Origin of the sequence: Pseudomonas silensiensis (genome assembly GCF_050434865.1) — a bacterium.
Taxonomy (GTDB): Bacteria; Pseudomonadota; Gammaproteobacteria; order Pseudomonadales; family Pseudomonadaceae; genus Aquipseudomonas; species Aquipseudomonas fluorescens_W.
The window spans coordinates 50,208-69,183 of sequence record NZ_JBNDJH010000008.1 but is presented as its reverse complement, the minus strand read 5'-3'; the positions used below and the strand labels follow the sequence as shown (position 1 = coordinate 69,183).

Genomic DNA, 18,976 nt, shown 5'->3' with positions numbered 1-18,976 from the left:
GAGCCTGCTCGCGATAACGGCGGCCCATTCAGCATTGATGCAAGCTGACCCACCGCTTTCGCGAGCAGGTTCGCTTGTATGTTTAGACTTGAAGGGGTGGGCGTAGGTCAGAGACGTGAGGCATTCTCTGCCCGGCTTCATTTCTCAGAACAGGCTTTGCACTTGTTCCAGGACTGCGCGGTTCATCTGACCAGTGTGGGTGTGCAGGCTCACGTAGCTTTGCAGCATGTCGAGCTTGGTGTTGAGCAAATCTCGACGGGCCTGGAACACTCGCTGCTGCGCATCAAGAATATCCACCGTGGAGCGCACTCCCCCCTGGAAGCCTTTTTCCGTCGAGGTCAGCGCCCGCTGATTAGACTCCACCGCCCGCAGCATCGCCTTACTCTTGGCGAACCCGGCGACGACGCCCAGATAGTCGATCTCGATGTCCTCGGCCAACTGTTGACGCTGTACGTCGTAGTCGGACTGGGCACCGGCCACTTGCGCTTCGGCCTTCGCTACCGAGGCGCGTACCGCACCGCCGCGATACAACGGAATATCCAGCTGAACCCCCACGTAATACGAGTCCTGCCGCGGGTCTTGCTCCTGATACTGACGACTTTCCCGGCGACTGAGCTGAGTGGTCAGCGACAAGGTCGGATAATGCCCGGCGCGCTGGCTGTCGGCCTGCGCTTCGGCGACTTTCACCGCCGCCAGCCGGGCTGCCAGCTCTGGGTTGGCTTCTCGGGCAATCGCCGTCCAGTACGACAAATCCCGCTCCGGTAGAATGGGACTCCCGGTCGGCAGCTCTTCGCGCATCGACTGGATGGCATCGATGGCCACACTGGCGCGACCGGACAACGCCCGTAACGCAGCCACACGGTGAGCCTGGGCTTCAGTCTCCTGGGCTTCGACAAGATCGAGCCGCGCCTGGGCTTCATCGACATCGGTGATCGCGCCCTGGCCGCCCTGGTAAAGCTTTTTGCTCTGCGTCACCAAACCATTGATGGCGGTCTTTTGCTGGGCGATCAGCTTGATCTCGTTCTCGGCACGGGCAACATCGAAGTAGCCTTTGGCAACTCTGTCGTACAGGGTCTGGCCGGCAACATCGAACAGCTGGTTCCCCAACTGCCCCCGCGCCTTGCCCTCCTGGTACGCCGCCCAGCGCCCTTTGTCATAGAGCGGTTGCTGCGCCGCCAGGGTGACGTTGTTCGCTTGGTAATCGTTACTGTTGACATAGCTGCTGTCGCTGCCGCCATCGGTCCGACCGCCGTAACCATAGCGCGAGGTCAACGACACTTGCGGATACAGGCCGCCGCGGCCTATCGCCTCTTCATGCGTCGAAGCATCAAAGGCATGGGCGGCCGATTGCACGGTCGGGTCGTTGAGGCGCGAAGCATCGTAGGCAGCGGTCAGGCTCAGTTTCTCCTGGACCGCCCAGGCAGGACTGATCGCCCCCCAACCGGCACACAGACTCAGCAACAAGCGGGCGCTATATCGGAACTGTACGGTCATGCTCACTCCTCTTTGAAGGCGGCAAGCAAGCGTTCACGCAAAGGCTTCATCAGGTAATTCATCAAGGTGCGTTCCCCCGTCACCACCGTGACATCGGCGAGCATGCCGGGGCGCACCAGCAGGCCGGCGGCCTGCAGCGAGGCGACGGTGTCGGCGGGAATTTCGACCTTGGCGGAAAAGTACGGCTGGTGCGTCTGTTCATTGATCAACTGGTCCGCCGACACCGTAGTCACCGTGCCGGTGACCGTCGGCGTATCCACCCGTTGCAGCGCGGTGAAATGCACATGCACCGGCAGACCCGGGCGCAACTTGTTGGCCATCAGCGGCTCGAAATGCGCGGTGATCGCCATCGGCGCATCCAGCGGCACCACCTGCATCAGGGTTTGGCCGGCTTGCGCAACACCCCCGACTGTATGAATGCTCACGTCCATGACCTGCCCGGACACCGGCGCACGGATCGCACCGTTGTCGACTTCAAACTGCAAGGCACGAATCTGATCGGCATAACCTGCCGCCTCGGCAGAGACCTCGCTGAGCTGGGTTTCGGCATCGCGGCGAAATTCCTGCTGCGCCTGCAAGGCCTTGAGCCGGCTTTCATTGATCGCCTGGCGGGTCCTGCCGACATCGCCCACCCCGGAGGAAATCTGCCCGGCCAATTGGGCTGCGTTGCGTTCGGCCTCGAAGAGTTTGTTGCGCGGAATGTAGCCTTCACGGGCCAATTCGCGCAGACCTTCCAGCTCTTGCTGCTGGAAGCTCATCTGCGTGTCGTAGTTGCGCTTGACGCCTTCGTAGCCGTGCAATTGCTGCTGCAATGCCGCAGCTTCGTGTTCGATGATCTGCAAGCGGCTGCCCAGTTCTGCGCGGCGGGTCAGAAACAACTGGCTCTGCAAGGCCATGGACGCCTTGACCCGTGGCTCGTTGGCGCGTTCCAGCAGTTCAGCGGGCCATTGGATCTCGGCTGAGCCCAGGCGCTCGGCAATCAACCGCGCCTCGACGCTGCGATCGTTGAGCAACTTGCCCAGGGTCACGTCCAGTTGCGACTGCGCCTGCACCGTATTGAACTGAACCAGCAACTGCCCCTGGGTGACGCGGTCGCCATCGCTGACCAGCAGCTTTTCCACGACCCCACCGACCAACGACTGCACAGCCTTGCGTTCGCCCGCCACCACCACGGTGCCACTGCCGACGACACCCTGGTCGAGCGGCGCCAGGCAGGCCCAGAGCAGGAAGCCACCCAGCGTCAGGACCAGGAAACCCACGCCATAGCGTGCCGCCCCTCCAGCGTCGGTACTGGCGCAGGGCAGCGTTGTGGCGCCGCGCACGCTCTGGCCCTGCTCGCTGTACGTTTGTGCCCCAGGGGTAAGATCACGCATCTTCGCCAGTCTCCCTTACCGCGGCCGGTCTCGGCCCCGGCATCAATGCCTTGAGCACCTGGTCCCGCGGACCGAATGCTTGTTGAGTGCCGTCCTTGAGCACCAGGATGTGATCGACCACCGCCAGCACATTAGGCCGGTGGGTAATCAGCACCACGGTGCTGCCAGCAGCCTTGAGCACACTGATGGCCTGCACCAGCGCCCGCTCTCCGGCGTCATCGAGGTTGGAGTTGGGCTCATCGAGCACAATCAACGACGGGCGCCCATAGAGCGCGCGAGCCAGACCGATGCGTTGCTTTTGTCCACCGGACAAGCCAAGCCCGCCGGGGCCCAGCGGCGTGTCGTAACCTTTGGGAAACCTCAGGATCATCTCGTGAATGCCGGCGTGACGCCCGGCGGCGATGATCTTGTCGGCGTCCTGCTCGCCGAAGCGGGCAATGTTGTCGGCCACACTGCCGTCGAACAGTTCGATGTCCTGCGGCAGGTATCCAAGGTGCGGGCCCAGGGCGTCGTGGGACCATTGACTGATCTCGGCGTCGTCCAGGCGCACCGAACCGCCCAAGGCCGGCCATACGCCGACCATCGCCCGGGCCAGGGTTGATTTACCACTGGCGCTGGGGCCGACGACGGCGAGCACATCACCTTTGGCCAGGCTGAAATTGATGCCGCGCAGGATCGGTTGCGTGGCGCCGGGCGGGCCGACATACAACTGCTCCAGGCGCACAGCCCCGGTGGGCGCGGGCAAAGGCATGCGCGGGCGCTCGCGCGGATGCTGGGCAAGCAGTTGGCTCAGGCGCTGGTAGCTCTGGCGGCCGGAGTTGAATTGCTTCCACGAGCCAATGGCGATTTCCACGGGCGCCAGGGCACGCCCCAGCAGCAGCGACATCGCAATCATCATGCCCGCCGACAATTGGCCTTCAAGCACCAGCAAAGCCCCTAAGCCGAGGGCCAAAGACTGTCCGGAGATGCGCACGAAACGGGTCATCGAAGTGATACGCGCGCCGCGGTCGCTGGCATGGGCCTGGGCGGCAATGATGCGTTGCTGCAGCAGGCTCCAGCGCTGGCGCAACGGCCCGAGCATGCCCAGGGCCTGGATCACTTCGGCATTGTGAAACGTACTGTTTAGATAGATCGACGACTGCACACCCAGGCGATTGGCTTCGCCCAAGCGTGTGCGAGTCGACAACTCTCCCCACAGCGCCAGGCCAATCAGCACCAGGGCCAGAACCAGCGTCAGCAGGCCGAACCAGGGATGAAAGATGAACGCCACCAGCAGGAAAATTGGCAACCACGGCGCATCGAGCAAGGCGATCAGGCCCTGGCCGGTGATCAACTGCCGCAGCGTCGCCAGATCGGTGAGCACCTGCGCCGGGTTGGCGTTGTGCTCGCGCAGGCTGCGGGCGAAGGCGGCGTCGAAGATCCGTTCGCCCAAGGCATCGTCCAGCCCCGCGCTCATGCGAATCATCACCTCGCCACGCGCCCACTCGATCAGGGCGCTGAACATGAACAGTCCCAGCGCGATCAAGGTGAGCATGAACAAGGTGGTTTCGTTGCGGCTGGTGAGAACCCGGTCGTACACCTGCATCATGTAGAGCGACGGCACCAGCACCAGCAGGTTGATCACCCCACTGAACAGCGCCAGCGACCAGAACACCTTGCGATAGCTTAATAAAGCGGCATCAATGTCATGACGCGGATCGAGAAGCAAACCCATAAAGTGTCGCCCGCAAAAGGAAAAGTCGGTCCAAGACGCAATCCATCGCGTACGTTTGCCCTAAGGCATGGAGAAAACACTAAACGTAGCCTGACGCGTCGTTATCAAAGACGACCCTCGCCACTACAAGCGCCAATTACTGACCACGCCACCACGGGATAGTGCCGGTTCGACGCGCTGGGTTTGCATGTGGGGTGACAGGCGGGAATGTTCGATGCAGCGTTCTTGATCTCGTCCTCAACCAGCCCAACCGATTACGCACAAAGCAAAACGCCGCTCAAAGAGCGGCGTTTTTGCGTATGGAGCGGGAAACGAGGTTCACCTGTATGTTGCGGGCCTCAAGCGTTTCAGCTCCAGGGACGATCTCCATTCTCGTCCTTGATGCGGGTCGGCAGGCCCATCACATCCAGCGCCTTGAGGAACGGCTCAGCCGGAAGCTCCTCGACGTTGGCCATGCGCTGCACGTCCCACTCGCCACGGGCGACCAGCAGGGCTGCGGCCACGGGCGGCACGCCTGCGGTATAGGAAATGCCCTGGCTGTCAGTTTCCGCGTAAGCGTCTTCATGATCAGCCACGTTGTAGATGAACACTTCGCGCGGCTGGCCATCCTTGGTGCCCTTGACCAGATCGCCGATGCAGGTCTTGCCGGTGTAGCCAGGCGCCAGCGAGCTCGGATCAGGGAGCACGGCCTTGACCACTTTCAGCGGCACGACTTCCAGGCCTTCGGCGGTCTTGACCGGTTGCTCGGAGAGCAGGCCGAGGTTCCTGAGCACAGTGAACACATTGATGTAGTGCTCGCCGAAGCTCATCCAGAAACGCACGTTGGGCACGTCGAGGTTCTTCGACAGCGAGTGCACTTCATCGTGGCCGGTCAGGTACAGGTTCTGCGCGCCTACGACCGGCAGGTCGTCGGTGCGTTTGACTTCGAACATCGTGTTGCTGGTCCACTGACTGTTCTGCCAGCTCCACACTTGTCCGGTGAATTCGCGGAAGTTGATTTCCGGGTCGAAATTGGTGGCGAAATACTTGCCATGGGAACCGGCGTTGACGTCGAGAATGTCGATCGAGTCAATGCGGTCGAAATACTGTTGTTGCGCCAGTGCTGCATAGGCGTTGACCACACCTGGGTCGAAGCCCACGCCGAGAATGGCGGTAATGTTCTTCTCTTTGCACTCTTCGAGGTGGTTCCACTCGTAGTTGCCATACCAGGGCGGCGTTTCGCAGATTTTGCCCGGCTCTTCGTGGATGGCGGTGTCCAGATAGGCGACGCCGGTATCGATGCAGGCGCGCAGCACCGACATGTTGAGGAAGGCGGAACCGACGTTGATGACGATCTGCGATCCGGTTTCGCGGATCAGCGCCTTGGTCGCTTCGACATCCAGCGCGTTCAGCGAGAAGGCCAGGATTTCGGCGGGCACTTTGAGGCTGCCCTTGGCCTTGACGCTGTCGATGATGGCCTGGCACTTGGAGATGTTGCGCGACGCGATAGCAATACGACCGAGTTCATCGTTGTGCTGCGCGCACTTGTGGGCCACCACCTTGGCGACACCTCCTGCACCAATGATAAGCACGTTCTTCTTCAATTTTTCTCTCTCTCCTTATCTGCCAGCTTACGAAAGGCTGGACATGTAGTCGTTGAAACCAAACTCACGAACCACCTCGACTGTACCGTCGAGTTGTTTCACTACGATGGACGGCATTTTCAGGCCGTTGAACCAGTTCTTCTTGACCATGGTGTAACCCGCCGCGTCGATGAACGACAGCCGATCTCCGATAGCCAGCGGGCGATCAAATTGATACTCACCGAAAATGTCGCCGGCCAGGCAGGATTTACCGCACACCATGTACGTGTGTTCGCCATCGCTAGGCGCGAGCTTGGCATTCAGGCGATAGATCAGCAGATCGAGCATATGCGCTTCGATGGAGCTGTCTACGACCGCCAGGTTCTTGCCGTTGTAGAGGGTGTCGAGCACGGTGACTTCCAGCGACGCGCTCTGTGTGATGGCCGCTTCGCCCGGTTCGAGGTAAACCTGCACGCCGTATTTTTGCGAGAAGGCCTTGAGGCGCGCACAGAACGCATCCAGGGCGTAGCCTTCGCCAGTGAAGTGGATGCCGCCACCGAGGCTGACCCACTCGACCTTGTGCAGCAAGTCGCCGAAGCGTTCTTCGATGGTGCACAGCATCTGGTCGAACAGGCCGAAATCACCGTTCTCGCAGTTGTTGTGGAACATGAAGCCAGAGATCTGTTCGATGACCTGTTCGATTTTCACCGGGTCCCACTCGCCCAGACGGCTGAACGGCCGCGCAGGGTCGGCCAGCAGATAATCCGAGCTGCTCACCTGCGGATTGACCCGCAGGCCGCGCACCTTGCCCGCCGAAGCCTCGGCGTAGCGCTGCAACTGGCTGATGGAGTTGAAGATGATCTTGTCGCAGTTGTCGAGCATCTCTTCGATCTCGTCGTCGGCCCAGGCCACGCTGTAGGCATGGGTCTCGCCAGCGAACTTCTGTCGACCGAGCTTGAGCTCATAGAGCGACGACGACGTGGTGCCGTCCATGTATTGCTGCATCAGGTCGAACACCGACCAGGTGGCGAAGCACTTGAGTGCCAGGAGCGCTTTGGCCCCGGATTGCTCGCGCACATAGGCGATCTTCTGCATGTTCGCCAGCAGCTTTTGTTTATCGATGAGGTAGTACGGCGTTTTGATCATTTCGAGGCGCCTCCGGCAAGGCCAGCCAAAAAAGGATGCGCATTGTGCCTTCACTCGCTACATATCGAAAGAGCAGGAAGCCCTTACCACGCGAAACGTGGCTCAATTTTAGTCCCAACCACCCATGACCGCCTTTGTCCCCAGGCCCCGTCACATCGCCGCGCTACTGATCCCGCCACAGATTCGCTACTATGTTTGACCGTTAGCGATACCGTCAGCCTTCCTTAATCTGGAGCCCGAATGCCTAATCAAAAGGACATCGCCGCCGAAAGCGGCGCACCGATGATTCCTGAGCAGCGCCGTGAATTAATGCTGCGACAGTTGCGCAAGCATCAGGTGCTGAGCGTGCACCAGTTGATGGAAATGTTCGACTGTTCGCACATGACCATACGTCGCGATATCGCGCTGCTGGAGCAGGAAGGTCGTGCTTACTCGGTAACGGGTGGGGTGCGGATCGCCAGCCAGCTTCATAGTGAGCCCAGCCATCAGCTCAAGGCGGTGGTCGAGTTGCCGCAGAAGCAGGCCATGGCCAGGCTCGCCGCCCGGCTACTGCATGCCGATATGACGATTTACCTGGATGCGGGAACCAGCACGCTGGAAATCGTCCCTTACATCAAGGCGCTGTCCGGCATGACCGTGGTGACTAACGACTTCGGCATTGTCCAGGCGCTGATCGAAGCCCCCCATGTCACGGTGATTCATACCGGCGGGCAGCTGGATCACTCCAATCAATCGTGCGTCGGCGGCCTGGCGGTTGCCACCTTGCGCCAGGTCGTCACCGACATCGCGTTCATATCGACTAGTTCTTGGGATTTGCGTCGCGGCCTCACCACGCCTTCGGCGCTGAAGGTGGAGGTGAAACAAGCCGCGATGCAATCGGCCTCGCAAGTGGTGCTGGTGGCCAGCAGTTCGAAGTACGGCACATTCAGCATGTACAAGATTGCCGGGCTCGAGCAGTTCGACATTATCCTCAGCGACGATGCGTTGGCCCCGGCCGCGGCCGATGGCATTCGCAAGCAGGGAGTCGATCTGTTGCTGCCGTCTGACAATCCTCCGGCCTAAAAAAAACGGGCTCCTGCATCTCAGCAGAGCCCGCCTTTCCCTTCTCTGTTGCGCTTAGCGCGCCTTCCAGTCCCGCAACCACTGCAAGCCGGCAGACGTGTTGCCACGCGGCCGATATTCGCACCCTACCCAGCCGTCATACCCCAACTGGTCGATCAACTCGAACAGATAGGGATAGTTGACTTCTCCCAAGTCCGGTTCATGTCGGTCCGGCACGCCGGCGATCTGGATATGGCCGATACCGTCGAAGTCCCGACGGAGTTTGGTGGCCAGGTCGCCTTCAACGATTTGGCAGTGATAACAGTCGAACTGAACCTTCAGGTTACTGGCGCCGACTTCCTTGCAGATGGCCTGGGCCTGGTCCTGGCGGTTGAGGAAAAAGCCCGGCATGTCTCGTGTATTGATCGGCTCGAGCAATACCGTGACACCGGCCTTCGCCGCTTGGGCGGTGGCATAGGCCAGGTTTTCCAGATAAATGGCGTGATGCCGTGCCCGATCACTCTCTGACGGCAGCAGGCCGGCCATGACATGGATGCGTGAGTTGCCCAGCACGCCGGCGTACTCCAGGGCGCGATCAAAACCGCTACGGAACTCACTCTCACGGCCCGGCAACGACACCGTGCCCCGCTCGCCCGCCGCCCAATCACCGGGCGGCGCATTGAACAGTGCCTGCACCAGGCCGTTGTCGCTCAAGCGTTGCTTGAGTTCTTCAGCGCTGTAGTCGTAGGGAAACAGATACTCCACCGCTTCGAAACCATCGGCAGCCGCGGCGGCGAAGCGATCCAGAAACGCATGTTCCGGGTAGAGCATGCTGAGGTTGGCAGCAAAACGAGGCATGGTAGCTCCTGAGATTAAGAGTCAGACAAACGGCCAGATCAGCAGGGTAATACAGAAACCCAAGGTGCCGAGCAAGGTGGTCAACACCGTCCAGGTGCGCAAGCCGTCGGCCACGTTCAGCCCGGACAGCTTGGTGAAGATCCAGTAACCGGCGTCATTGATATGGGACATGGCCAACCCGCCACCACCCATGGCCAGGCACAGCAGCGCCATGTGATTCGCCGTGAGATCGAGGGTCGCAATCAGCGGGCTGATGATGCCGGCAGTGGTCACCAGCGCCACCGTCGTCGAGCCCTGCACCGCGCGCAACAGCAGGGTCAGCAGAAAGCCCAGCGCCAGCACCGGCAGACCGGTGGTGCGCAGCATATCGGAGACCACGGCGCCGATTCCGGTATCCACCAGCACCTTGCCAAACACCCCGCCCGCACCGGCAATCAGGATCACCATGGCCACACCGGGCAAGGCCGAACCGATCACGTCGGACACCTGAGTCCGGCTCCAGCCCCGACGCGAACCCAGCAACCAGGCACACAGCAAGGTGTCGATCAGCAGCGCCACCAGCGGCGCACCGAGCACGGTCATGATGCCGCGCAAGGTCGATTCGACAGGCAGCAACGAGGTGGACAGCGTTCCCAGCAGAATCAGAATGATGGGCAGCAGGATCAGGCTGACGATCAAACCAAACCCCGGTGGAGGGGCCGGCGGCAACTTGGAAACGATGCTGCTGGTGGACTCTTCCAGGCCCATGTGCGACGCGGCCACAGCCGCTCGTTCAGGGCTCTTGTCGTTGCCATTGGACCAGGCGGCCAGATCCTCGTTGGTGACATGCGGGCCATAGACCTCGGCACGAATATCGTCGGTCATCGGGTATACCCGACGGGTCATGCGCCCGGCCACGCGGTAGCCGACATAGCAAAGGAACGCGGTGAGCGGCAGACCGAACATCAGCACGCGACCCAGGTCCGCGCCCAATTGACTGGCAGCGGCCACGGCGCCCGGGTGTGGCGGCAGAAAGGCGTGTACGGTCAACAAGGCCGCGCACATCGGCAGTGCAAAGACCAACAGCGGCTTACGCGCACTGCGCGCAATACCGTAGGCCAGCGGCATCAGGATGATCACGCCGACCTCGAAGAACACCGGCACCCCGACCATGAACCCGGCAATCGTCAGCGCCAGCGGTGTACGCCGGTTGCCGAAACGAGTGATCAGGGTCTTGGCCAAGGCCTCGGCACCACCGGAGAGTTCGATGATCCGCCCGATCATCGCACCCAAGGCAATGATGATCGCGATATGGCCCAGGGTCTTGCCCATGCCGCCTTCAATGGTGGCGACCAGATCGGCCGGTTTCACTCCCGCCACCAGCGCCACCAGAATGCTCACCAGCATCAACGCTACGAAGGGTTGGAACTTGTACTTGAGCACCAGGAACAACAACAGCGCGATGCCCACCCCTGCGGTAATCATCAGGACTAACGGGCTCATTTCAGAAGCCCTCCACGCCGGGTAAACGAAACGGTTGTGCCACTGAATCTGAAAATGCCGCAGTGAAGGTGAGTCATGCTTGGATTTCCTGTTGTTATTGTTTTTTCAGGCAAGCCGGGTCCGTCGAGAGTCGCTGCGCGTCTCATGTACAGGGCCTGCTGTATCGATTTGTCGGGTTAAGCCAGCGCGTTACCAGGTCGCGCCGAAGGTCTCTCGCAACTCGTCCAGAGCTGCCTGGTCGAGAGGTTCCGGTTTGGGATGGCTCATCAGCCAGAGCCGCGCAGTTTCCTCAAGCTCCTCCAAGGCGTAACTGGCCCTGGAGACCGAACTTTCCCAGACCACCGGGCCAAGCCGTTCGAGCATCACGCCGCGAACACTATTGGCCAGCTGCGCGACTTGCTCGGCAACCTTCGGCGATCCGGGTCGCTGGTAGCCAATCAACGGGATATGCCCGACTTTCATCACCTGATACGGCGTCAGCGGCGGCAGGATGTCGTCTGCCTGCCAGACACCGGCCAGCGTCAACGCCACCAGATGTGTGGAATGGGTATGCACCACACCGCCGACACTCGGGTTGCGGTCGTAGACCTGGCGATGCAGCGCCAGGGTCTTTGAAGGTTTGTCACCGGACACCCATTCGCCGGCCAGGTTGACCTTGGCGATGGTCGCCGGATCGAGGCGCCCGAGGCAGACATCGGTCGGTGTGATCAACCAGCCGTCGTCCAGGCGCGCACTGATATTGCCGGCGCTGCCGACGGTGTAACCGCGCTGGTAAAGGCTACGGCCAACCTCGCAGATTTCTTCGCGCAGGGCGTTTTCGTTACTCACTGAGCACCTCCTGCGAGTTGGTTCAAGGCTTTGCTGAAGAAGTCGCGGCCACCGAAGTTGCCCGATTTGAGTGCCAGCGCCAAAGGTTCGTCAGTACTGCTGACGGTCGCCGGCACACCCGGATCGATCTGCGCGCCAATCTGCAGCAGCTGTACGCCCAACGCCTGAACCACAGCGCCCGAGGTTTCACCGCCGGCAATCACGAAGCGGCGCACGCCGCTCTGGCGCAGACCTTGGGCAATTTCGCCAAAGGCGTTTTCCACCAGGCTTCCAGCCTGCTCGACACCCAGTTGCTGCTGCACCGACTTGACCTCGTCCGGTGAGCTGGTGGCGTAGATCAATACGGTTTGCTCGTTATCACGGGCGAAGGCCAAGGCTTGCGCCACCACCGGTTCCCCCGCCGCCAAGGCCAGCGGATCGATCCGCAAGGCAGGCCGCCCGGCTTCGAGCCAGGCCGCCACTTGTCCATTGGTCGCGATCGAAGCACTGCCGGCCAACACCACTTCCCCACCGACCACCGCCGGGAGCTTCGAGGCATCGAGGTCGCGCAGCTTGCCGGCGCGACGGAAATTTTCCGGCAGGCCCAGGGCCAGCCCCGAACCACCCGTCAACAACGGCAGATCGGCACAGGCGGTGCCAAGTGTGTACAGATCGCTGTCCGACAGAGCATCCGCGATGGCCATGCCGACACCTTGCGCCCTCAGCTCGGCGATTCGTGCACGCACCTGCTCAACGCCGCGGGCAATGGTGTCGTAGCGCAACAGGCCGACATTCAGGCCGGTCTGCGATTGCAGGACCCGAACCAGGTTGGCATCGGTCATCGGCGTCAGCGGGTGATGCTGCATGCCCGACTCGCTGAGCAGTTGATCCTGCACAAACAAGTGGCCGCGAAAGATTGTGCGGCCATTTTCCGGAAACGCCGGACAAGCCAGGGTGAAGTCGCTACCCAGTGCGGCCAGCAGTGCTTCGCTGACCTGGCCGATATTGCCGGCCGCGGTGGAGTCAAACGTTGAGCAGTATTTGAAGAAGATCTGCTCGCAGCCTTGTTCGCGCAGCCAGGCCAGTGCGGTGAGGGATTGTTCGACCGCGTCGGCGACAGGAACAGTGCGGGACTTCAGGGCGATGACGATCGCATCGGCATCAAGCCCGGCGGCAACGTCTGCGCTCGGGATACCGATGCTTTGCACGGTACGCATTCCGCCGCGCACCAGCATGTTGGCCAGGTCCGTGGCACCGGTGAAATCGTCGGCGATGCAGCCCAGCAGCGGGCGTGCGGTGGAGGTAGTCATGGGGTGTTCCTCAAACGGGCTCGGGCTTCAAACGGACTGGGGCTTGGCAGTCGGCAATTCGATGCCCGGGAAAATCTTGATCACCGCCGAGTCGTCCTCACGGCCAAAGCCGGCACTGGATGCCTGCATGAACATCTGGTGCGCGGTGGCCGACAGCGGCAGCGGGAATTTGCTGGCCCGGGCGGTATCCAGTACCAGTCCCAGGTCCTTGACGAAAATATCCACCGCGGACAACGGCGTGTAGTCAGCCTTGAGAATGTGCGGCACGCGGTTTTCGAACATCCAGGAATTACCGGCGCTATGGGTGATCACCTCATAGAGTGCATCGGCATCGACCCCTTCACGCAGGCCCAGCGCCATGGCTTCGGCAGAAGCGGCGATGTGCACCCCGGCGAGCAGTTGGTTGATGATTTTGACCTTCGAACCCAGGCCATGAACGTCACCCAGGCGATACACCTTGCCAGCCATGCCCGCCAGGATCGACTCTGCCTTGGTATAGGCGTCGGCCGGCCCCGAGGTCATCATGGTCATCTCGCCAGCGGCCGCCTTGGCGGCGCCACCGGAAATCGGTGCGTCCAGATACAGCAGACCCAGCGCGGCCAGGCGCTGGCCCAGATCCACCGCGTACGTCGGGGCGACGGTGGCGCAGCCGATCACCAGGCTGCCCGGACGCAGTGCCGCCACGGCACCCCCCTCACCAAACAGTACGGTTTCGGTCTGCTCGGCGTTGACCACGACGGTCACTATCACGTCGCACTCAGCGGCCATGTGCGACGGCGACGAGCACGCCACGCCGCCCTCCCCGGCAAACTGTTCAGTCACTGCCGCCCGCACATCACAGGCATGCACATTGAAACCGCTGCGCAACAACGAGCGGGCAATGCCCAGGCCCATCGCGCCCAGACCGACAACACCGACATTCTTGTTATTCATGGGGTACTCCAGAGGAAAGCAGCGACTGCTTGCGCACCTGCAAGGCGCAGACATTGGCCGCGTTGTAGAGAGGGCTGAGGTAGACAGGATCAGCGCCGAGCGGATAAACCCGCTGAGGGGCGCTGTCATTCAGCACATGAGTCGCGATCTCATCGAACATCAAGGCAATCCTGTTTTTGTCGTGTTATCAGGTTGTCATACCGGCTGGTGAAGATCATCTACCAATGATCAGATTATGTGAAGTATTTTTTCAATCTAACATTTTTTAACATGCCCTGCGGATCCTCGGTAAACCCATACGTGCGATGTAGCAGCTGTCGAGCTTGCGAGGCTGCGTCCGGCTGCGCAGCAGTCGTAAATCCGACGAGCGCGGTCTACCTGATTCACCGAGAGCACTGATTTCACGACTGCTGCGCAGCCGGACGCAGCCTCGCAAGCTCGACAGCTGCTACAGAGCCGGACGCAGGCTGCTACAAGACATGCGTTTCTGCGCCCGGCGGTGTGGCAAGTTTTGAGCACTGACTTACACTGCGATACACCCAATGCGAACGAATAAATGTTCAATAGACCGATAGGTTCCATGGCAATCCGGGGATCACGTCATGATCTGGGTGAAGCCAACATGAAAACGGTCACGGCCCTTTTCACCTGTCTGCTCGCTGCCAGCGTTTGCGCGGCGACGAGCACCTGCGCAAATGCTGCGTCGTTCAAGACCAGCTTCGACTGCGCCACGGCAAGGGCATCCGTCGAAAAGCTGATCTGTCGCGATCGGCAACTGGCACAGATGGATATTGAACTGACGCGCCTTTATCGCCTGGCGCTCACGGATGAACGTTCAGTACCGCGGCCAGACAAAGTCTTGATCGACCAGCAGTTCTGGATCGACTCCCGTAATCAGTGTGCGTCCACGTCTGACCCCAAGGCGTGCACGATCCGAAGCTATGCCGAGCGCGCGCACCAGCTGCGCCAAGGCTCGGCCATTGTGAGAACCAAGGATCCAGACAGGCTCACCGAAGGCCCCCTGGCTTTTCGTTGCGCAGGGTTTAACGCACTGATAGCCGCCACCTTCTTCAACACGCAGCCGGGTGTCGTGTACCTGAAATGGGCGAACACCTCCATCACCCTGAACCAGGTGCCGAGTGATTCGGGCACCCAATACACGGGCAAGGATTCCCTGGGGAGCTACCGCTTCTGGCAAGACGGCAACGGGGTGATTTTCCAGAAGCCAGGCACTGGGGCGATGAGTTGTACGGCCGAGCCGGTCAGCTGATTGCCCTCTCTCACGTATTCGGTGATTTATGCCACGGATACCCCTTCGCACTGAGTTGAAAGGCGTAATCGAATAAGCGCTTCATGTACTCGCCATCAAATTTATAAGCGCGAGAAGTATCAAAATCGGAGCCGATGTACGCCAGATTGAAGTCCGCGCCATCCTGCTGTGCAATTCGGTAAATGCGATCCAGATCGCTGATCCCCTGAGTCTGGATCAATGCGCTGATGGCGCGACCGCCGATACTCAAGGTGCGGCGCTTGGTTCCGGACCACTGCAGCTCCAGTTTGCCGTTGCGAATGACATAGAAATGCCGTTCATCACGCAAACGCGAGCCGGTCACGCGGTTCAGCGCCATCACGGTGCCGGGTGGGTAAAGGAACACCTGAGTCAGGACGCCTCCGTCCACGTGCATTTCCTGAAACTGTTGGCCGTCAACCTCCACATCGATCATGACGGGTGAGACGGCGCCGGGAATACTCATCGACGCGATCATGATGTTGCGAAACAGGTCGAGCGCGCCCGGTGCCTGGCTGGAGGCAATAGCGCCCATGTTCCAGGTGACCGGGCGTCCGGAATCAAGGTCGGTGGTGCCGATCATCAGCAGTCGTCCTTTGGCGTATTCCGACGCGATCGCCGCAAGAACCTCGGCAGTGATGTGCTGTGCAATCAGCCGCGACAGTGGCTTGCTGTGCGCGATACCGTCACTGGCAAGACGGGTCAGCACATTGCGCGCATGGAAAATGTCTTTTGGACCGACTGCGTTGCAGATACCCAGAATGACCCCATCGTACTGGGGCCCCAGGTAGGCGAACGGGGCGACCAGGGCACCAGCACTAATGCCGGTGACAACTTTGAACACCGGTCGAGACCCATGCAGGGTCCATCCCGCAATGATGCCCCCCGCGAAGGTGCCTGCATCGCCGCCCCCCGAAACGGCCAACATGCTCGCCAGCGGCAGGGTGTCATTGGGCAGCCCGGCGTTGGCGAGCGCCTCGGCTTCTCGAAGGTTGGCCAGACTCACATCTCGAATGAACGGCGTCAGATCGTGGTCCAGCCAGTAGCGAGCATTTGGAATGCCAGGGATGAGCGCTTTTTCGGTTAACGTTGGCGGCACCGCATCTCGGCGTTGCAGGCACGCTTGACGCAACATGTTCAGCGTTGAGGCGCTAGGCCTGAGCAGGAATGTTTTCAAAACGCCTCCTCCGGCCCCTGTAATTGACAAAGAACACGCCTGCTTTCTCAATCAGGCGCCGGTCTTCTGAAGACCAGCAGTTTGCCGGTGGCTCGCTGCACGACCTTGTCGTTTTGATTGAGTGTTTCCATGAACAGGGTCACCACGCCCCGATCGGGTTTGGAGCTGGACGGTTCGATGGCCTGCACGGTGCATTGCAGACGTAGCAGGTCATCCGGGTAGGTCGGTGTCGGCCAGCTCAACTCGATGCTCAGGCCGATGATCCCGTCTGCCAATGGCACGCTGTCCACCAGCAGCTTCATGGTCAGGGCTGCGGTGTTCCAGCCACTGGCTGCCAGACCACGGAACAGGCTCAGCTCGGCGGCTTCAGGATCGAGGTGAAACGGTTGCGGGTCGAATTCCTGAGCGAAGGCCAGCATCGACGCTCGATGGACACGCAGGCTGTCGCTTTCGAACTGCTGACCCAGGCTCAAGTCATCGAGGTAGAGTTTTTCCCAGGAATGGATGGTCATGATTCAACCCTCTCTAGGCGTAGCTGATGTCGCTGAGGTCGATAGCCACCACTCACGTCCACGTTGTAGTCGAGTCGACGAAGCCGGAAGTCCTCGCCGAAGTAGAAGTCCTGCACCGCGCATTAAGTGGCGAAGTCCAAACGGTCATCTGACGGGGTGCACTGTCCTGCTCGTCAGGGCGAATGGCCTGAACACCTTAAATGCTAGCGCAAGCCCGGGCTGTCATAACGTCGGCGGGACGTCCGGTCTGTTCGGCGACGGATCCTCCACCCATTGCCAGAACAACTGATAGCCGACCGCAAGCACCACCGGGCCGATGAACAGCCCGAGGATACCGCTGGTGACCATGCCGCCCAAGGCTCCGATCAGCACCACCGGCATCGGCACATCGACACCGCGCCCCAGCAGCAAGGGCTTGAGTACGTTATCCACCAGGCCGGCAACAAACACATAGATGGCGAAGACGATGGTCGCCGTGCTGGCCCCCTCGGTGGCGAACACATAGGCAATCACGGGCACCGTAATCAGCGTCGCGGGCAATTGCATGATGCCGAGCAGCAGCACCGCCAAGGCAAGCAGACCGGCACCGGGGACACCCTTGAGTACGAATCCGATGCCCACCAGCAGCATCTGGATGAACGCGATGCCGACCACCCCCAGCGCGACCGCACGGATCGTTGCGGTACACAGTGCGGCGATTTTCGGCCCCTTGCCCGGATCGCTGATGCGTGAAGCGATCTGCACCGCACTGCGCCTGCCGCTCTCGCCATAGGCCATGAAGATGCCGGCGATGATCAATGCAAAGATAAAGGTGAGGAACCCCATGCCGATGCCGGCCAGTTTGCCGAGGAAACTCACGCTGAAATGTTTTATCTGCGGCAGGTACTTCGCTGTCAGATCGGGAAGGTCGGTTGAGGCCTGCAGCCATATGGCAGAGAGACGCTTGCCCACTAACGGCCAGTCAGCGACTGAATCGGCGGGTGGCGGAATATGGAAGTTGCCGTCCTTGACGGTGGTCATGGCATGCGAGACCGAATCGGCAATCGAGGTGACCAGCAGATAGATCGGCACCATGAGCACAATGATCGCGATCAGCACAATCAGCGTCGCAATATGGCCGTCTTTCAGACCCAGCGGTCCCTTGAGCCGCTCTTGCAATGGATAAAGGGTGATCGCCAGGATCACCGACCACAGCATGAGGTCGCGGAACGGGCTGAAGATTTCAAAGCAGAACAGCACCAGCACGGTAATCAACCCGGCTCGGATCAAAACATCGAGCAGACTGCGTGTGAACGCCTTTTCGGAGCTGGATGTGGGCACCATTGCTGCCTCCTTGCAGATCGCTGCAGAGGGATGAGATCAGTTAGCCCAGCATAGACGTTCAGTTGGAAAAGTGAGTGGATGGGGTGAAAGCGAAGCGTTGATTGGGTGATTCTGGATGTTGTGTCTGGCTCAGGATCCACCCCTCACCCCAGCCCTCTCCCCAAAGGGGAGAGGGGGAAAGGGAGCCGATCTGTGTTGTTCTTCAATCCTGAGTTCACCTCGGGCTTTCAGGTCGATGTAACTCTAAGAACAACTCGGTCAGTCCCCTCGCCCCCTGGGGAGAGGGTTAGGGTGAGGGGCGTTACCCTTGCGCAAATCACCGCAGCTTCAGCGGATCAACCAATTCAGCGGCGATGGCCATGCCCACCAGGTCCGGCAAGGTATTGGCCTGCATGCGTTTCATCACCCGCGAGCGATACAGGTCGACGGTTTTTGCGCTCACGCCCAGTTGCTCAGCGATCTCACGGGTGGTGTAACCCTGGACCAGCGGCAGCAAGACATCGCGCTCCCGTGGGGTCAGTGTCAGCAAGCGTGCCTGCAAGGCTTCGTGTCCCTGATTGCCTGAGCGGTTTGCCGCGCAGTTACTGAGTGCCTGTTGCACGCTGTCCAGCAGCAATTGCTCGTTATAGGGCTTCTCGATGAAGTCATGGGCGCCTGCCTTGAAGGCGCGAACCACGATCGGCACATCCGCATGCCCGCTGACGAAAATGATCGGCAGGTTCAGCTCACGTGCGCGCATTTCTTCCTGCACGTTCAAACCGCCCATGCCGGGCATGCGAACATCGAGCAGCACGCAGGCATCGAGCGTGGCATCACAAGCATTGAGAAACTCCACGCCACTGGTGAACGGCAAGGCCTTGAGCCCTACCGATTCCAATAACCAGACCGTTGAGTCGAGCATGCCTTGATCGTCGTCGACCACATACACCACGTGCTCCGTCACACCTGCCATTACG

18 protein-coding genes are annotated in these 18,976 nt (G+C 60.6%); 3 read left to right on the top strand and 15 right to left on the bottom strand.

Annotated elements, in window-relative coordinates; translation table 11 throughout:
• Nucleotides 1–144: 144 nt before the first annotated feature.
• From QF010_RS13765 to QF010_RS13745, 5 genes are all read right to left on the bottom strand, one after another.
• Entirely contained in the window at nucleotides 145–1,494 is a 1,350-nt protein-coding gene (locus QF010_RS13765; RefSeq protein ID WP_429533312.1) for a TolC family outer membrane protein, read from the bottom strand.
• Nucleotides 1,495–1,496: 2 nt separating this feature from the next.
• Entirely contained in the window at nucleotides 1,497–2,867 is a 1,371-nt protein-coding gene (locus QF010_RS13760; protein WP_429533311.1) for an HlyD family type I secretion periplasmic adaptor subunit, read from the bottom strand.
• A complete protein-coding gene (locus QF010_RS13755; RefSeq protein ID WP_429533310.1) occupies nucleotides 2,860–4,581 on the bottom strand; it encodes a type I secretion system permease/ATPase in 1,722 nt (573 codons plus the stop codon). Before QF010_RS13755 ends, QF010_RS13760 begins: the two co-directional genes overlap by 8 nt.
• Before the next feature lie 347 nt (nucleotides 4,582–4,928).
• Nucleotides 4,929–6,164, bottom strand: a complete 1,236-nt coding sequence (locus tag QF010_RS13750; RefSeq protein ID WP_429509975.1) for a saccharopine dehydrogenase family protein — start codon at nucleotides 6,162–6,164, stop codon at nucleotides 4,929–4,931.
• A 27-nt stretch (nucleotides 6,165–6,191) separates the two neighbouring features.
• Nucleotides 6,192–7,289 (bottom strand): carboxynorspermidine decarboxylase, encoded by a 1,098-nt coding sequence (locus QF010_RS13745; protein WP_429533309.1) that lies wholly within the window; start codon nucleotides 7,287–7,289, stop codon nucleotides 6,192–6,194.
• A gap of 240 nt (nucleotides 7,290–7,529) precedes the next feature.
• Here QF010_RS13745 and QF010_RS13740 point away from each other — a divergent pair, with 240 nt between their 5' ends.
• A complete protein-coding gene (locus QF010_RS13740) occupies nucleotides 7,530–8,351 on the top strand; it encodes a DeoR/GlpR family DNA-binding transcription regulator (protein ID WP_033054869.1) in 822 nt (273 codons plus the stop codon).
• A gap of 54 nt (nucleotides 8,352–8,405) precedes the next feature.
• On the opposite strand, the gene otnI is transcribed toward QF010_RS13740, so the two are convergent.
• From otnI to QF010_RS13710, 6 genes are all read right to left on the bottom strand, one after another.
• Nucleotides 8,406–9,188, bottom strand: a complete 783-nt coding sequence (gene otnI / locus QF010_RS13735) for a 2-oxo-tetronate isomerase (RefSeq protein WP_429533308.1) — start codon at nucleotides 9,186–9,188, stop codon at nucleotides 8,406–8,408.
• A 21-nt stretch (nucleotides 9,189–9,209) separates the two neighbouring features.
• The gene (locus QF010_RS13730) at nucleotides 9,210–10,670 is read right to left on the bottom strand and encodes a GntT/GntP/DsdX family permease (RefSeq protein ID WP_429533307.1); all 1,461 of its coding nucleotides are present in this window, start codon (nucleotides 10,668–10,670) and stop codon (nucleotides 9,210–9,212) included.
• Between the two features lie 189 nt (nucleotides 10,671–10,859).
• Nucleotides 10,860–11,498, bottom strand: coding sequence for a 3-oxo-tetronate 4-phosphate decarboxylase (gene otnC, locus QF010_RS13725; protein WP_140682897.1), 639 nt, complete (start codon nucleotides 11,496–11,498; stop codon nucleotides 10,860–10,862).
• Nucleotides 11,495–12,787 (bottom strand): 3-oxo-tetronate kinase, encoded by a 1,293-nt coding sequence (otnK, locus tag QF010_RS13720; protein ID WP_429533306.1) that lies wholly within the window; start codon nucleotides 12,785–12,787, stop codon nucleotides 11,495–11,497. Before otnK ends, otnC begins: the two co-directional genes overlap by 4 nt.
• Before the next feature lie 27 nt (nucleotides 12,788–12,814).
• Nucleotides 12,815–13,720, bottom strand: coding sequence for an L-threonate dehydrogenase (gene ltnD, locus QF010_RS13715; protein ID WP_095132767.1), 906 nt, complete (start codon nucleotides 13,718–13,720; stop codon nucleotides 12,815–12,817).
• On the bottom strand, nucleotides 13,713–13,880 hold the full coding sequence (locus tag QF010_RS13710; protein WP_429533305.1) for a hypothetical protein: 168 nt from the start codon (nucleotides 13,878–13,880) through the stop codon (nucleotides 13,713–13,715). The genes ltnD and QF010_RS13710 overlap by 8 nt, the downstream gene beginning before the upstream one ends.
• Nucleotides 13,881–14,342: 462 nt before the next feature.
• On the opposite strand from QF010_RS13710, the gene QF010_RS13705 reads away from it, so the two are divergent.
• Nucleotides 14,343–14,990 carry an MliC family protein gene (locus tag QF010_RS13705; protein ID WP_429533304.1) on the top strand — a complete coding sequence of 216 codons (648 nt, stop codon included), beginning with the start codon at nucleotides 14,343–14,345 and terminating at the stop codon, nucleotides 14,988–14,990.
• A gap of 10 nt (nucleotides 14,991–15,000) precedes the next feature.
• On the opposite strand, the gene QF010_RS13700 is transcribed toward QF010_RS13705, so the two are convergent.
• Both QF010_RS13700 and QF010_RS13695 read right to left on the bottom strand, forming a co-directional pair.
• Nucleotides 15,001–16,185, bottom strand: a complete 1,185-nt coding sequence (locus QF010_RS13700; protein WP_429533384.1) for a patatin-like phospholipase family protein — start codon at nucleotides 16,183–16,185, stop codon at nucleotides 15,001–15,003.
• Nucleotides 16,186–16,232: 47 nt separating this feature from the next.
• A complete protein-coding gene (locus tag QF010_RS13695) occupies nucleotides 16,233–16,697 on the bottom strand; it encodes a MaoC family dehydratase (protein WP_429533303.1) in 465 nt (154 codons plus the stop codon).
• Between the two features lie 26 nt (nucleotides 16,698–16,723).
• On the opposite strand from QF010_RS13695, the gene QF010_RS13690 reads away from it, so the two are divergent.
• The gene (locus QF010_RS13690; protein WP_429533302.1) at nucleotides 16,724–16,849 is read left to right on the top strand and encodes a hypothetical protein; all 126 of its coding nucleotides are present in this window, start codon (nucleotides 16,724–16,726) and stop codon (nucleotides 16,847–16,849) included.
• A 70-nt stretch (nucleotides 16,850–16,919) separates the two neighbouring features.
• Here the strand turns inward: QF010_RS13690 and QF010_RS13685 are convergent, their stop codons facing one another.
• Together QF010_RS13685 and QF010_RS13680 are read right to left on the bottom strand one after the other, a co-directional pair.
• Nucleotides 16,920–18,020 carry an AI-2E family transporter gene (locus QF010_RS13685; RefSeq protein WP_429533301.1) on the bottom strand — a complete coding sequence of 367 codons (1,101 nt, stop codon included), beginning with the start codon at nucleotides 18,018–18,020 and terminating at the stop codon, nucleotides 16,920–16,922.
• A 316-nt stretch (nucleotides 18,021–18,336) separates the two neighbouring features.
• Nucleotides 18,337–18,972, bottom strand: coding sequence for a response regulator transcription factor (locus tag QF010_RS13680; RefSeq protein ID WP_008146422.1), 636 nt, complete (start codon nucleotides 18,970–18,972; stop codon nucleotides 18,337–18,339).
• Nucleotides 18,973–18,976: the final 4 nt, after the last annotated feature.

What these genes read in the sequence shown, in the direction of transcription:
- QF010_RS13765 (WP_429533312.1), bottom strand. Translation starts at nt 1,494, where the DNA reads ATGACCGTACAGTTCCGATATAGCGCCCGCTTGTTGCTGAGTCTGTGT.
- QF010_RS13760 (WP_429533311.1), bottom strand. Translation starts at nt 2,867, where the DNA reads ATGCGTGATCTTACCCCTGGGGCACAAACGTACAGCGAGCAGGGCCAG.
- QF010_RS13755 (WP_429533310.1), bottom strand. Translation starts at nt 4,581, where the DNA reads ATGGGTTTGCTTCTCGATCCGCGTCATGACATTGATGCCGCTTTATTA.
- QF010_RS13745 (WP_429533309.1), bottom strand. Translation starts at nt 7,289, where the DNA reads ATGATCAAAACGCCGTACTACCTCATCGATAAACAAAAGCTGCTGGCG.
- QF010_RS13740 (WP_033054869.1), top strand. Translation starts at nt 7,530, where the DNA reads ATGCCTAATCAAAAGGACATCGCCGCCGAAAGCGGCGCACCGATGATT.
- otnI (WP_429533308.1), bottom strand. Translation starts at nt 9,188, where the DNA reads ATGCCTCGTTTTGCTGCCAACCTCAGCATGCTCTACCCGGAACATGCG.
- QF010_RS13730 (WP_429533307.1), bottom strand. Translation starts at nt 10,670, where the DNA reads ATGAGCCCGTTAGTCCTGATGATTACCGCAGGGGTGGGCATCGCGCTG.
- otnK (WP_429533306.1), bottom strand. Translation starts at nt 12,787, where the DNA reads ATGACTACCTCCACCGCACGCCCGCTGCTGGGCTGCATCGCCGACGAT.
- ltnD (WP_095132767.1), bottom strand. Translation starts at nt 13,720, where the DNA reads ATGAATAACAAGAATGTCGGTGTTGTCGGTCTGGGCGCGATGGGCCTG.
- QF010_RS13710 (WP_429533305.1), bottom strand. Translation starts at nt 13,880, where the DNA reads ATGTTCGATGAGATCGCGACTCATGTGCTGAATGACAGCGCCCCTCAG.
- QF010_RS13705 (WP_429533304.1), top strand. Translation starts at nt 14,343, where the DNA reads ATGAAAACGGTCACGGCCCTTTTCACCTGTCTGCTCGCTGCCAGCGTT.
- QF010_RS13695 (WP_429533303.1), bottom strand. Translation starts at nt 16,697, where the DNA reads ATGACCATCCATTCCTGGGAAAAACTCTACCTCGATGACTTGAGCCTG.
- QF010_RS13690 (WP_429533302.1), top strand. Translation starts at nt 16,724, where the DNA reads ATGTCGCTGAGGTCGATAGCCACCACTCACGTCCACGTTGTAGTCGAG.
- QF010_RS13685 (WP_429533301.1), bottom strand. Translation starts at nt 18,020, where the DNA reads ATGGTGCCCACATCCAGCTCCGAAAAGGCGTTCACACGCAGTCTGCTC.
- QF010_RS13680 (WP_008146422.1), bottom strand. Translation starts at nt 18,972, where the DNA reads ATGGCAGGTGTGACGGAGCACGTGGTGTATGTGGTCGACGACGATCAA.